The sequence below is a fragment of the Alteromonas sp. BMJM2 genome (assembly GCF_027257845.1).
Lineage (GTDB): Bacteria > Pseudomonadota > Gammaproteobacteria > Enterobacterales > Alteromonadaceae > Alteromonas.
Genome location: NZ_JAPVOT010000003.1, coordinates 170,106 through 184,106, shown reverse-complemented (window position 1 = coordinate 184,106; position 14,001 = coordinate 170,106). Strand labels below are relative to the sequence as shown.

The following is a 14,001-nucleotide window of genomic DNA, read 5'->3' as shown; positions in this document are numbered from 1 at the left end:
TACAAAAAAACGCGCCTTTATTTTCATAAAAGCGCGTTTTAAATTGGGTAGCTTATGTGTGTTAGCTTGCGTGTAAAAAAAACACGGTGCACTAGGCCGCATTAACCCGCTATTTGTTGCCCTTCTTTATAAAGCTGAAGTGCTGTTGCCGTGTCTTGCTGGCGTTCGCTAATGGCTGACAGTAGCAATAAGTCTTCTTTACGCGATGCCATTTTGGTGGCTTTTAGTAACGCTTTTTCTGCCAATACATCGTCGCCAGAATTAAAGGCAACTTGACCTAAGGTAGAATATAGCTCGATGTTCTCTTCATCTTTTTTAATCCAGCTCTCTAACAGGCGAAGAGACAGTGACGAATCGGGAATGTTAAGCTGGGTGAACAGAGGGAATAGGCTGCTGTTTGGCCCTCGTTTCTGCCATTCTACTAACAGGGTTTGCGCATCAGAATGCATGCCTTGATCAAGCAGTTGCTGAACATACGCCGCCTGATAAATATCGTCGTGGCGCATTTTACGAGGCAAATTTTCCCAGTAGCTTTTAAGCTCAACAGCGCCTTGCTTACTGGCAATTTCAGCAAACTTACCTTTGGCAATGCGTTGCGACCAGGCTTTGTAGTCTTCTTTTGCTAGCGCTTTTCGCCATCCAGACAATTTATTCTGCAGCTCTTGCCACTTGCCTAGTTCCGCGAGTATCTGTGCTTTAAGGCGAATAACTTGCTTACTCTCTTGATCTTTCTCATCTAACGCATTTAGCTTTTCTAATGCTTCAGTATGTTTGCCTTCACTGATATCAATGCGAGACTGCATAACCGTAGCGGCGACTTTCGCATTAGCGTAGTCGCCTGCTTGCTCTAGAAAATAGCGGGCTTTGTTTAGCTCGCCACTTGTAAACGCAATTTGCGCAGAGGCAAGATAATTAACCCCTTCAAAATCACCATTTGTGGTTTTGCTTAACGATTTTTGAGCCTGTTCAACATCGCCTGCGGCCATGGCGTGTAAGCCATCATAAAAGGCGCGCTTGCGCTTACGTTCGCCTAAGGTACCAAACCAGCGATGAGAGCCAGTAATTAAACTTAGTGCCCAAAGTGTTAATCGAGATAGCACATACCATGCGATTACAGCGCCGATCACTAGAATACAAAAGCTGATCACCGTCATTTCAACTGCGGTTTCACCGAGGGATATTAAAACATAGCCTTTGTCGCCTAAAATCATAGGGCCAACAATAAGCGCGACAACGAATGCGGCTAATACCGCAAGGGCAATAGCTAACCATTTCATAGTGCGCTTGCTCCTTGACCAAAGACCTGTTTAACGCGGCGGTCTAACAGTTGCTCTAGCGGCTTTTGCGATACAAGCTCGGTAGGGATAGGGCGCGCCACATCAGTTTCTAGCAAGTTTTGTAAAGCGTTAACAAACCCGCTTACTTGGCTCTTCTCTGTATCAAACTTTTCAATAAGCAGGGTTTGTGCGTATTGTAGAGATTGTTTATAAAGACCAGCGTCGGCAGTTAATGCACCAGATTGTGCGTGCATAAGCTGCAGTCGCAGCTGCTCTTTAATAAGGAACTGTGCTTCTAGCGACAATACCGGTTCAATAGGGCCTTCAATAGATTTTACCGTTAAGAAGTCGTCAACTAATGAGTGCCATACTTTCGCTAAGTTGTCTTTCCAGTCGTCGGTAGACTCAGAAAGAGCATTATCTGCAGCGTCTTTATCTTCAGGCTTTTCAAAGGTGTCTAAGGGCAGTTTATCAATTTGCGCTACCATGCCAGTTAGCGCTAGGGCTACCGAACTCTGCGACACAGGATTTAGCTGCTGAAGGGTTTGAATATCTTGTGCTAGTGCGGCCCGTACGGGTAGTACCGACGGATCGGCTAACGATTTTAAGCGTTTGTCAGCGTTTACTAACAACAAGATGGCAGTGCGAACGTCGTTCTCTAGCCACAGCTTTCGCCCAGCCATACGCACTAAATAATCAGCTTCGGCAATAAGCCAGTCTGCTGGGCGACGCCCTTCCATTTGATTTAGTTGCTCAAGGGTAGATTCTGCTTGTAGAGACAGGGTTTCGTTTTGCTTTTGAAGGTTGCTAATGGTGTCTTTTAAAGCGTCGTTATCACGAGCAATTTGGCTAAGCGTGCTGTTTACGTCGTTTCTTGCAGAAGCTAATGCATTAATCTTTGCCGTAGTTTGCTGCTGTGCACTTGTCATAGAACTGCTGCTTGATTGCTGCTGCGTGTAATACCAGTAGCCAGCGCCGGCGAGGCCTATTACTAATAAGAAGAGAATAAAAACGACAAACCACAACAGGCCATTTCCAGATGATTTCTTTTTTGCCTTTTTGTTGGCGTCTGGCTTGTCAGAAGTTGTTGAATCTTCTGCATTGCGTTTTACATCGACACCAATCACTGCGTCACCGGTTGCTTTACTATCTTGCACGCCATTATCTTTATTATCTGCCATTCATTACTCCCAGTTGTCCTTCACCCAAGCAATTAACGCTTGGTCAGTGGCACGGTGGCATACAAACACCTCTGTCACTCCACGTTTTCTCAGCGACAGGGCTATGCGTTCGCTAACCGTTAGCCAGGGCAGAGATAAAATTGCGTGCCCTAGACTGTGTATAAGTTGTGTTGCCATTGCCTCGCTTGTTGCGATGATGCCGCGAACATCCTCAACTTTCCAGCACTTTGTGTAAATTGGGTCTGCAAGTTGCTCGGTTCGGTATACGCAGAAGCTCTGGCATGAGGCGCCTTTTGCCACAAGACCATCCGCAATGACTTGTCTACCGCCTTCTCCTTTTATAATAACCACTTGTTTGCCATTTGCCTCATTAAGTTGAGACATAGCCAATATACCTTCTGATGTATGTATTTCAGGGGTGAGTATAATGAGCGGTGACATTTGCTGAAGTATGCTTGATAGCGCATCGCGCAGCTTTTTCGCGGTAGCTTCACCCACGGCAATAATTAACGGCAGCTTGCTGTTAGGCACCGCTTTTTCAATCAGTGACTGCACCGCATCTTCAGCCGCATCAACAGCGTAAACACTGGTGACAATGATCACATCTACCTGTGTGTTTGCTAAAAATGTGCTAATGGCATTGCGTTCAGATTTTACATAGACAATGTCGCAGGTGGCCGCGCCCACCGCCTCAAGCCCAGCAGCATCAAACGCTTTTGCGCTAGAGGCAAGTTTTGGTAGAGGGCGAGTATAAAGTAACACTAAGTGAAACTTACTCGTAAAGCGCTTTTAAAATTTCGCCAGCGCCTTGCTCTAGAAGCGCATCGGCGACTTCCACACCAATGTCTTTTGCTTTTTCCGCAGACGCGGTAGCCGAGGCAAACAGTAACGTTGTGCCATCGGGTTTTCCAACCATGCCGGTTAGTGTCAATGTGTTATCGTCGAGGGTAGCAAAACTGCCAATAGGTACCTGACAGCCGCCTTCTAAACGCTCGTTCATTGCGCGCTCTGCAGTTACTCGCACATGGGTTTCGTCATGGTTTAACGCGCTCAATAAATCAATAAGCTGAGCATCGTCGTTGCGACATTCAATGCCTACAGCGCCTTGCCCTACTGCTGGCAAAGACACTTCAGCAGGTAGTACCATTTTAATGCGATCTTGCATTGCTAAACGAATAAGACCGGCTGATGCCAAAATAATAGCGTCATAGTCGCCGGCATCAAGTTTGGCTAATCGGGTATTAACGTTACCGCGCAAGTCTTTAATAATGAGGTCAGGGCGGTGTTTGCGAATTTGGCACTGACGGCGAAGGCTGCTGGTTCCAACTACGGCACCGTTTGGCAAGGCATCTATGCTGTCATAGTGATTAGACACAAATGCGTCAAACGGGTTCTCGCGCTCGCAGATGGCGTGTAGACCAAACTCCTCAGGGAACGCCACCGGTACATCTTTCATAGAATGCACAGCAATGTCTGCTCGGCCCTCAAGCATGGCAATTTCCAGCTCTTTGATAAAAAGACCTTTACCGCCAATTTTGGCAAGGGGAGTATCTAAAATTTTGTCGCCTTGAGTACTCATCGGCACTAATTCTACGATTAGCGATGGATAATGCTTTAACAACTCTGCTTTTACATACTCGGCTTGCCATAGCGCTAGTGCACTTTTTCTGGTTGCAATTCGAATGGTGCGAGACGTGCCTTGGTGACTCATGATAATTCCACGCTATAAATAGTTAAAATGATGACGATGCTAACACTAGGCTATAATGCTGCTCAAATTAGGGTGCGCTATCTGCTATTAACAAAATATTCAAAAAAAAGTAGGCTATATTATACTTATATCGTGGAAAAATGTTTTGAATTCACATTGTTTTCCTTTGGTTTGTATAAAAATACATGCGTTGATGTTATTCAGTTTAATGGCGCAGTTCGATGGTGTATTTGAATAAATTCATTAAGCGAAGCATTAAATTGTTAAAGACGCACTGTTCAACGTGTATTCGCTGCATTTTATAAGTAAGAGCATAGTATATGGACCATTTCTTCCTGCGAAACCTGATAAAGGGGGCACATAAGGACGAGGCGGAAGCTAGGCGTCGGCGGCTAACGTTGTTTTTTATCTCCTATGTGGGCGGCACCATCATGGCTATCATGGCGGGAATTAACATAGGCGGGGATAACCCGTACTTGGTCACTGCCTTGGCAGTGTCGTCTGCTGTTATCTACCTCAACTTAATAATCTCACACATTTATCCCCATACTGATTTCCCCTATTACGTAGCAGGTCTCATTGTTGTATTCACCATTAATGCGCTTGTTTATACGGGTGGCTATAACAATACTGGCTTGTATTTTGTTTATCCGCTTATCTTTGTTCAGATAATTGTCGTGAGTTTTCGACCAGCATTGCTTTATGTGGCTGTCACCATGATGATAGCCGTCTTTATGCTATTCAATCAGGACGTAATTTACGCACAGTACCCTGCAGAGGATGTGTCCCGCTTTCTCATCGCCATGGCGTGCTTTATTTGTGTTGCTTTTATTGCGGAAAACTTTTGGCACCAGAGCCGAAAAGAAATGCTAGAAGAAAACCTAGAGCGCATGCGCCAGGCCAATACCGACCCTCTCACTAAGCTGCCAAATCGTCGGTTCTTAGAAGCGGTTTATTTTGAAAAAGTGACGAAGGACCCCTCAAACTATTTCCCACTAAGTACCGTTGTCGTTGATATCGATCATTTTAAAGTAATCAATGACTCTTACGGGCATGATGTGGGCGATGAGGTACTTATACACTTTACCAAGGTAATGAAAAGTGCAGTGCGCACAACCGATATAGTGGCACGTACCGGTGGAGAAGAGTTTTTGGTGATATTTCCAAAAGCAACGCTGACTCAGGCATTAAAACTTGCTGAGATTATTCGCGGCAAAGTAGAGGCGAATCCGTTCCAAAAAGATGATGCACACCCTGCTATTCATCATAAGATAACGGCAAGCTTTGGCGTGGCAACGGCGTTAACCGACGGCAATATAAACGCCACGCTAAAACTAGCTGATGACAACTTATATCAAGCTAAAAAAAGCGGCAGAAATAAAGTTGTATAGGGAGTAAATACATTACACCTCATGTGCTTACGCTAAAACTTTCTGCAGCCATGCGCTGATATCATTTAACTCCTGCATGCAGACATTGTGCTGCATGGTGTAAGTTTGCCATGTGGCGTTAAACCCGTTTTCTGTCATGGTTTTATACGCGGCATTACCCATAAACACCGGCACTACCTCATCTTGTTCTCCGTGGGCCATCATTATCGGTGTTTGTTTATTAATGTCGTTGGCTTGACTCGCTAGCAACGAGGGCTCGCACATATAAGTGGATAACGCCAACACACCTGCCAGCGCCGCGTTAAACCGCGGAGCAAGATGCAACGCAATTACTCCCCCTTGTGAAAATCCCGCAAGTACAATGCGGTTTGCGGGAATGCCGCTTTTTATTTGCGCGTTGATGAGTTGCTCTACTAAACGTGCAGATTCTTCAACACCATCTAAATCGGCGCGACTTTCAAAATCGAGAGACTTTATATCGTACCAAGCTCGCATTCTCATACCGCCGTTAATGGTAACAGGGCGTTCAGGAGCGTGAGGAAAAAGGAACTTAACCGCCATAGAACCTGGAAGCTTAAGTTCTGGAACAATAGGCGCGAAACCATGCCCTGAGTCGCCAAGACCATGTAACCAGATAACGCAGGCATCTGGCGTGGAGGAAGGCGTATTTTCTACACAGGGTAAAAGTGGCTGGGTCATTGTCTCTGTTCCTAGTGAGTTATTATTCACAACCATCATCGGCGGGCTGTTTCGTTATTCATTATCTGCTTTCTAACAACACGTAAGAAACCCGACCAGCTTTTTCAAAACACAGCCACAGAGTATTAGCTTACGTGATAGTTACGGCATAAACGTCCAATATGCTATCATTGACATATAAAATCACCATACTTTAACAAAACTTTATTATTACATGGCCTCACTACTCGGTAATTTGTTTATTCTTGCAGCTCCCTCAGGCGCTGGAAAATCTAGTCTTATCAAGGCATTAATGGAAAAGTATGAGGGTAATGCTAACACCCCCATGCAGGTGTCTGTATCCCACACCACACGACAACCTCGGCCTGGAGAAGTAGACGGTGTGCACTATCATTTTGTTACCCGTGAACAGTTTGAGGCGCTAATCGAGCAAGGGGTGTTCTTTGAATACGCGGAGGTGTTTGGTAACTATTACGGTACGTCGCGAGTGACTATTGAGCAAACGCTGTATCGTGGAATAGATGTATTCCTAGACATCGATTGGCAAGGTGCGCGGCAAGTGACAGAGCTAATGCCCGATACCTGCGGTATTTTCATTTTACCGCCATCATTGGATGTTTTAGAACAGCGCTTGAATCACCGCGGCCAAGACAGCGATGAAGTTATTGCTAGCCGCATGGCGAAGGCTGTGGATGAAATGTCTCATTTTAACGAGTTCGCAAACATCATTATTAACGATGACTTTGCTACTGCATTAAATGAATTAGAGGCCATTGTGACTGCCCAGCGTTTGCGCTCTGTTAAGCAGCAAATTCGCCATCAGCCTTTACTCGACTTGCTGTTAGGTACTGCTTAGCAGCGACACTACTAAACTCGATTAACACTCGGTTTTCGCGCTTCCTTCAACACAGTAGGATCAGCGCGATCCTACTGTGTTATATTTCAACAAAATGCTAGGATCACAAGCGGTATACGTGTATACTGCGTGGCTGTTTTTTGTATTCCTCGCTCAACCTGATTTTCGGAGAAATAGATGGCTCGCGTAACTGTAGAAGATGCCGTAGATAAAATTGGTAACCGCTTTGACCTAGTGCTAGTTGCTGCTCGTCGTGCACGTCAAATTGCCACTGGCGGGAGAGATCCTATGGTTGACGTTCAAAACGATAAGCCAACCGTAACGGCTTTGCGTGAAATCGAACAAGGTTTGGTTACAGCAGCTACCCTTGAACAAGATGCTCTTCAAACACAAGAGCGTGAAGACAACGTAGAGTTTTCTTCTGTTGCGAATATCCTATCTGAACAGTAAAAGCTGTTTTGTTAGACGATGTAACATACCTTTTTTAGGCTGTTACATGCAAATTTGCGCCAGTGCTTTGAAAAAAGCACTGGCGCTTTGCTTTTAGCGTATTGGATTAATGCGAAAATAAACGTATTCTTAGGGTAACACTGGAATTAGGGGCCGTTTTACACTGTGTATTTGTTTGAAGGTTTAAAGCAGAAAGTTGTTAAGTATTTGCCCGCTGATTTAGTGCAGCTGGTTCAAGATGCCTTCATTCTGGCGCAAGAGGCTCACGACGGTCAAATGCGTTCTAGTGGCGACCCGTACATCACTCACCCTGTAGCAGTAGCTAGCATACTTGCCGACATGCACCTTGACCATGAAACCCTCATGGCTGCCTTATTACACGATGTTATTGAAGATACTCACTACAGTCAGGAAGACTTGGCTGAAGCGTTTGGCGATACCGTTGCAGAACTCGTAGAGGGCGTGAGTAAACTAGACAAAATAGCGTTTAGCAGCAAACAAGAAGCTCAGGCAGAAAACTTTCGCAAAATGATGATGGCCATGGTGCAAGACATCAGGGTTATTCTTATCAAACTTGCTGATAGAACGCACAACATGCGTACTTTAGGTTCATTGAGACCAGACAAGCGCCGTCGTATTGCTCTTGAAACGTTAGAGATTTATTCGCCAATTGCCCACCGCTTGGGCATCCACGATATTAAAAATGAGCTTGAAGACTTAGGTTTCCAAGCTATGTATCCCATGCGTCATCGTGCGCTGAAATCTGCAGTGCGCCAAGCTAGAGGCAATCGAAAAGAAATCATCGAGAATATTCGCGAAGAGCTGAGTCTTCGGCTAGATGCGTATGGCATTGAATCTAACGTATTAGGCCGTGAAAAGCACCTGTACTCTATTTATCGAAAGATGAAAAACAAAGAGTTAATGTTCGGTGAGGTCATGGATGTATATGCATTTCGCATCGTAGTGGATTCTGTAGACAACTGCTACAGAGCATTTGGTGCCATGCACGGCTTGTATAAGCCTATTGAGAACCGCTTTAAAGACTATATCGCTATTCCTCGTACCAACGGCTACCAGTCGCTGCACACTTCACTTATCGGCCCTCATGGTATTCCGGTGGAAGTTCAAATTAGAACCCACGAAATGGACCAAATGGCAGACAAAGGCGTCGCCGCGCACTGGCTATATAAAGAGCCTGGTGACAGTGGCACCACGGCGCAAATGCGGGCCAGAAAATGGGCACAAAGCCTATTAGAGCTACAACAGTCAGCCAGCTCGTCGTTTGAATTTATCGAATCGGTAAAAACAGACTTGTTCCCCGACGAAATTTACGTATTTACTCCCGATGGTCGAATTATAGAACTTCCTACGGGCGCCACTGCCGTGGACTTTGCTTATGCAGTTCATTCCGATGTAGGTAATACCTGTGTTGGCGTGCGTGTAGAACGTCGCAATTTCAGTTTAAGTAAGCCCCTCGAAAATGGGCAGACGGTAGAAATTATTACCTCGCCACGGGCAAAGCCTAATGCAAACTGGCTTAACTTTGTGGTGAGCGCCCGAGCACGCACTCGCATTCGCCAGTATTTGCGTAAGCAGCATTCTCAAGAAGCTGTGAATATGGGTAACCGCCTATTACGACACGCGCTTGGCAGTGTGAAACTAGATGAAATACCCCATGCCGATATAGACAGAGTGGTGGCGGAAACTAAGCATACCGATTTTGATGCTTTGTTAGTGGATATCGGCCTTGGAAACGAGTTAAGTGCCATTGTGGCTAGGCGTTTATTGGGCGAAAGCACCACCGATCTATCGAACAAAAAAGGCAATGTGGCTATTCGCGGTACGGAAGGCTTGCTGGTGAATTATTCTCGCTGCTGCCACCCTATACCCGATGACGAAATTGTTGCCGTACTCAGCCCTGGTAGGGGTATGACTATACATCAAGCGGGTTGTAACAATATTCGCAAGCTAAGCAAAGAAGAGCCACAGCGCGTATTGCCCATGCAATGGGACGATGAGCCTCAAGGCGAATTTAAAGCATCACTTCGCATAGAGCTGTTTAACCATCAAGGCACGCTTGCAACGTTAACAAACACTATTTCGGGTTGTGACTCTAATATCATTGGCCTGCAAACCGAAGAGAAAGAGAGTAATATCTACTTTATTGACCTAGAGCTAACCACGCACAACCGCGTGCATCTGGCCCGTGTTATGAAGAAAATACGCACCATGCCAGAGGTTCAAAAAGTGTCTCGTCATAGTCAATCTCGACACTAATTTTATCAAAATTTAGGAATATTTATGTCTAAGTCTATTATTCAGACCGATAAGGCACCTGCCGCTATTGGTACTTACAGCCAAGCGGCTAAAGCTGGAACTACCGTGTATGTTTCAGGTCAAATTCCACTTGTGCCAGAAACAATGGAAATGGTGTCTGAAGAGTTTGAAGCCCAAGCAGTACAGGTTTTTGAAAACCTAAAAGCGGTGTGTGAAGCAGCCGGTGGAACCACGAACGATTTAGTAAAGGTAAATATCTTTCTTATCGATTTAGGGCACTTCGCGCTGGTCAACGAAATAATGAGCCGCTACTTCAATCAACCTTATCCAGCTCGTGCTGCAGTGCAGGTATCAGCATTACCTAAAGGCGCTCAAATAGAGATAGACGGGGTTATGGAGCTGCCGGAGTAAACCATGTCGCCAGAGCGTTATCAGCGCATTCGATCTGTGCTGGACAAAAGGCAAACCGACCTTACGGTTTGCTTAGAAAATGTGCATAAACCACATAATGTGTCAGCTGTCGTGCGCACCTGCGATGCCGTAGGCATTCACCGTGTGCACACGGTGTGGGAAAAGAAATACCAATTTCGTGGCGGTACCGCCATGGGTAGTCAAGATTGGGTGCGTCAGACCAATCACGACAATATTGGTAGTGCTATGGACACATTGAAAGCGCAGAACATGCAGGTGCTGGTTACTCACCTGTCTGACTCGGCAATAGATTTTCGTGACGTGGATTACACCAAACCCACCGCTATTTTGTTTGGTCAGGAAAAGTACGGTGCCACTGACGAAGCGATTGGCCTTGCCGATCAGGACATTGTTATTCCTATGATGGGCATGGTGCAGTCGCTAAACGTGTCTGTAGCGGCAGCGTTAGTGCTTTATGAAGCCCAGCGCCAGCGCACTATTGCTGGTATGTACAACACTCAGCAATTACCAGAAGAAGAGTGCCAAGCATTGGCATTTCAAAATGGTTATCCGCGTTTGTTTAAGTTGTGCACGCGAAAAGGCTTGCCTTATCCCGCAATCAATAACATGGGTGAAGTGATTGCCGATGAAACTTGGTGGCGTGAAATGCAAATAACCAAAGCTGAGGCTGAAGCACTAGAAGCCAACTAGCAAGTGGTGTAAGCCTAAGGCCAGTCAGTAAAAACTGGCCTAAAGCGTACTCGCCAACCCCGCAACAATCCTTTACACTTCATCTATCGTTTTAGTATCACAATCAACCTTTTGAATTGAGGATTAGGCTGCATGCAAGCACTCGCCACCACACCTATCACTGCCCTTAAAGGGGTAGGCGCAAAGGTGGCAGAAAAACTCAACAAAATCGGCTTGTTTACGCTGCAAGATATTCTATTTCATCTTCCCCTTCGCTATGAAGACAGAACTCGCGTTTACAGTGTTGCTGAATGCCGTCCTTTCACCCATGTAAGCGTGCAGGGCGAAGTGATGAATGCCGATATTCAGTACGGCAAAAAGCGAATGCTGGTAGTCAAAATTAGTGACGGCACCGGCACAATAACACTGCGCTTTTTTCACTTTGGTGCAGTGCAGCGAACAATGATGACCCCTGGCAACGTGGTTCGCTGCTTTGGCGAAATTCGCACGGGCAAATGGGGCATCGAAATGATGCACCCCGAATTTAAAGTGGTAGATGAAGACGCGCCGCCAATTGAAGAGTCGTTAACCCCTGTTTATCCCACGACTGAGGGCATTAAACAGCTTACCCTTCGCAACTTAACCGAGCAGGCATTAGCGCTTTTAGATAAAGGCGCTTTAACAGATTTATTGCCAGAGGGTATCTACGATAATCAAGTTTCCCTTAATGAAGCCCTGCACACAGTGCATCGCCCGCCTCCAGATGCCGATGTGCATGAAATAGAAGAGGGGCTTCACCCTGCTCAATACCGCCTTATTCTTGAAGAGCTATTATCTCACAACTTAAGCGTACTTAAAGTGCGTAAGCAGTCAGACGCCCAGCCGGGCATTGCCATAAAGGTAGACGACAACCTGATTGAAAAAATGCTGGCACAGCTGCCATTCTCGCCTACCGGCGCACAGCAGCGGGTAGTGAAAGATATTCAGCAAGACATGCAGCGCGCCAGACCTATGATGAGACTGGTGCAGGGCGATGTAGGCTCAGGTAAAACCTTAGTGGCAGCCCTTGCTGCTTTATCAGCCATTGGCGCAGGTCATCAAGTGGCGTTAATGGCGCCCACTGAGCTATTAGCAGAGCAGCATGCTAACAATTTTAGAGGATGGCTAGAGCCATTAGGTATTGAGGTAGGCTGGTTAGCAGGCAAGCTTAAAGGCAAAGCTCGAAGCGAAGTACTAGCAAGGCTTGAAGCCGGTGATGTGCAAATGCTGGTGGGTACCCATGCTGTTTTCCAAGAAAGCGTAAATTACCAGCAGCTGGCATTAGTTATTGTTGATGAGCAGCACCGATTTGGCGTGCATCAGCGACTTGCACTGCGAGATAAGGGCGAGCAGCAAGGGCGCTTTCCCCATCAGCTTATTATGACGGCAACGCCCATACCTCGTACCCTTGCCATGACGGCCTACGCCGACTTAGACACATCAATTATTGATGAGCTACCGCCGGGGCGAACCCCAGTTACTACCGTTGTCTTGCCCGATACCCGTCGCGCGGATGTTATAGAGCGGGTGCGTCAAGCATGCAAAGACAACGGCAGGCAAGCGTATTGGGTGTGCACGTTAATAGATGAATCTGAAGTATTAGAATGCCAAGCCGCCGAAGAGGCTGCTATTACCCTGCGTACCGCACTGCCAGATTTACAGGTTGGTTTAGTGCATGGGCGTTTAAAGTCTGCTGAAAAAGCCCAAGTTATGGCCGACTTCAAAGAAGGAAAGCTTGATTTACTGGTTGCCACTACGGTTATTGAAGTGGGCGTAGATGTACCCAACGCCAGCATAATGATTATCGAAAATCCCGAACGCCTTGGTTTAGCACAGCTGCATCAGTTGCGCGGTCGAGTAGGGCGTGGCGCGGTGGAAAGCCAGTGTGTGCTTATGTATCAAAGCCCGCTATCTAAAACCGCCACTCAGCGACTAGGTGTATTAAGAGAAAGTAGCGATGGCTTTTATATCGCTCAGCGAGACTTAGAAATACGCGGGCCGGGTGAGTTTATGGGCACGCGGCAAACCGGCATGGCAGAGCTTAAAATAGCCGATTTAGTACGCGATGCGGCTCTCATCCCTAAAGTACAAGAAATTGCTTATACCATGTGGGATAAGTACCCCTCCCATGCGCAGGCCATTATTAATCGGTGGATTGGTCATAAGGAGCAGTATGGCAATGCCTAATAATAAAAACATTAGCGCGTCAGACCGCTCGCTCCCCACTTCCTCTGTGCTGATGCCGATAACGGTTACTACCGACACAAGCAGTAACTTATATGAAGGTGACAGACTGCTATTTAACCATGTGGCCGCAAAGTGGGCCAAGGCGATACGTATAGAAGAAAACAAACCCAATGAGGGGTTGTACTTACAGATAAAAGACAATGTGTTGGGTTTAGCCGATGCCAGTGAGAAAAAGGTACTGCCCGTAGAAGTTGATTTTGCCTCTCCTGCCAGCATGTATCGCAAGCAGCATGGCGGCGGAAGGAAAGAGCCCATAGTGAAAGCCATTGGCCTAAAAGGGAATGACAGTTGGCATGTTGTAGATGCCACACCTGGGCTTGGCCGCGATGCCTTTGTGATGGCAAGTGTGGGGTGCAAGGTTACCATGATAGAGCGTTCGCCCATCGTTGCCGCGTTATTAGAAGACGGTATTCGGCGACTAGCGATACATTTTCCAGAACTTGCTGAGAGAATTTCACTTCAACATGGAAATAGTGCAGAGGTGATGCAATACTTTGAAGGTGAGAGTGTGAATGCTATTTACTTAGACCCAATGTTCCCACATAAAAAGAAATCAGCCTTGGTGAAAAAAGAAATGCGGTTGTTTCAACAATTGCTTGGTCACGATCCAGATGCAGATGCTTTATTACCGCCGGCCCTTAAGCTTGCTACACACCGCGTGGTGGTTAAACGTCCAAACAGTGCAGATGTATTAGCAGGTGAAAAACCATCAATGGCTATCGAAAGTAAGAAACACAGATTTGATGTGTATTTGTGTCAAAATAAATAGGAG

The 14,001-nt window shown here is 46.3% G+C and carries 13 protein-coding genes; 8 read left to right on the top strand and 5 right to left on the bottom strand.

All coding sequences use genetic code 11. The annotated features are described in order from the left end of the window. Positions 1-101: 101 nt before the first annotated feature. Genes O9X84_RS05280 through hemC form a run of 4 tightly spaced genes read right to left on the bottom strand, consistent with a single transcriptional unit; the run spans position 102 to position 4,169 of the window. Positions 102-1,277, bottom strand: a complete 1,176-nt coding sequence (locus O9X84_RS05280; RefSeq protein WP_269518578.1) for a heme biosynthesis HemY N-terminal domain-containing protein — start codon at positions 1,275-1,277, stop codon at positions 102-104. After that, on the bottom strand, positions 1,274-2,458 hold the full coding sequence (locus tag O9X84_RS05275) for a uroporphyrinogen-III C-methyltransferase (protein ID WP_269518577.1): 1,185 nt from the start codon (positions 2,456-2,458) through the stop codon (positions 1,274-1,276). The genes O9X84_RS05280 and O9X84_RS05275 overlap by 4 nt, the downstream gene beginning before the upstream one ends. Positions 2,459-2,461: 3 nt before the next feature. Next, positions 2,462-3,220, bottom strand: a complete 759-nt coding sequence (locus tag O9X84_RS05270) for a uroporphyrinogen-III synthase (RefSeq protein WP_269518575.1) — start codon at positions 3,218-3,220, stop codon at positions 2,462-2,464. A 10-nt stretch (positions 3,221-3,230) separates the two neighbouring features. Continuing rightward, a complete protein-coding gene (gene hemC / locus O9X84_RS05265) occupies positions 3,231-4,169 on the bottom strand; it encodes a hydroxymethylbilane synthase (RefSeq protein WP_269518574.1) in 939 nt (312 codons plus the stop codon). 320 nt (positions 4,170-4,489) lie between these two features. Here hemC and O9X84_RS05260 point away from each other — a divergent pair, with 320 nt between their 5' ends. Next, entirely contained in the window at positions 4,490-5,560 is a 1,071-nt protein-coding gene (locus O9X84_RS05260; RefSeq protein ID WP_269518573.1) for a GGDEF domain-containing protein, read from the top strand. Positions 5,561-5,587: 27 nt separating this feature from the next. On the opposite strand, the gene O9X84_RS05255 is transcribed toward O9X84_RS05260, so the two are convergent. Then, positions 5,588-6,259, bottom strand: coding sequence for an alpha/beta hydrolase (locus tag O9X84_RS05255; protein ID WP_269518571.1), 672 nt, complete (start codon positions 6,257-6,259; stop codon positions 5,588-5,590). A gap of 214 nt (positions 6,260-6,473) precedes the next feature. On the opposite strand from O9X84_RS05255, the gene gmk reads away from it, so the two are divergent. From gmk to O9X84_RS05220, 7 genes are all read left to right on the top strand, one after another. Then, a complete protein-coding gene (gene gmk, locus O9X84_RS05250) occupies positions 6,474-7,115 on the top strand; it encodes a guanylate kinase (RefSeq protein ID WP_269518569.1) in 642 nt (213 codons plus the stop codon). A gap of 177 nt (positions 7,116-7,292) precedes the next feature. Beyond that, the gene (gene rpoZ / locus O9X84_RS05245) at positions 7,293-7,565 is read left to right on the top strand and encodes a DNA-directed RNA polymerase subunit omega (RefSeq protein WP_269518567.1); all 273 of its coding nucleotides are present in this window, start codon (positions 7,293-7,295) and stop codon (positions 7,563-7,565) included. Between the two features lie 165 nt (positions 7,566-7,730). Further along, positions 7,731-9,842: a bifunctional GTP diphosphokinase/guanosine-3',5'-bis pyrophosphate 3'-pyrophosphohydrolase gene (spoT, locus tag O9X84_RS05240; RefSeq protein ID WP_269518566.1), complete on the top strand. Its 2,112-nt coding sequence runs from the start codon at positions 7,731-7,733 to the stop codon at positions 9,840-9,842. 24 nt (positions 9,843-9,866) lie between these two features. Beyond that, positions 9,867-10,253 (top strand): RidA family protein, encoded by a 387-nt coding sequence (locus O9X84_RS05235; protein ID WP_032094693.1) that lies wholly within the window; start codon positions 9,867-9,869, stop codon positions 10,251-10,253. Positions 10,254-10,256: 3 nt separating this feature from the next. Then, complete coding sequence (gene trmH / locus O9X84_RS05230) at positions 10,257-10,964, top strand: tRNA (guanosine(18)-2'-O)-methyltransferase TrmH (RefSeq protein ID WP_269518565.1); 708 nt, start codon at positions 10,257-10,259, stop codon at positions 10,962-10,964. Positions 10,965-11,096: 132 nt separating this feature from the next. After that, positions 11,097-13,169 (top strand): ATP-dependent DNA helicase RecG, encoded by a 2,073-nt coding sequence (gene recG, locus O9X84_RS05225; protein WP_269518564.1) that lies wholly within the window; start codon positions 11,097-11,099, stop codon positions 13,167-13,169. Then, the gene (locus O9X84_RS05220) at positions 13,162-13,998 is read left to right on the top strand and encodes a class I SAM-dependent methyltransferase (protein WP_442864508.1); all 837 of its coding nucleotides are present in this window, start codon (positions 13,162-13,164) and stop codon (positions 13,996-13,998) included. The genes recG and O9X84_RS05220 overlap by 8 nt, the downstream gene beginning before the upstream one ends. The last annotated feature ends 3 nt before the right edge of the window (positions 13,999-14,001 follow it).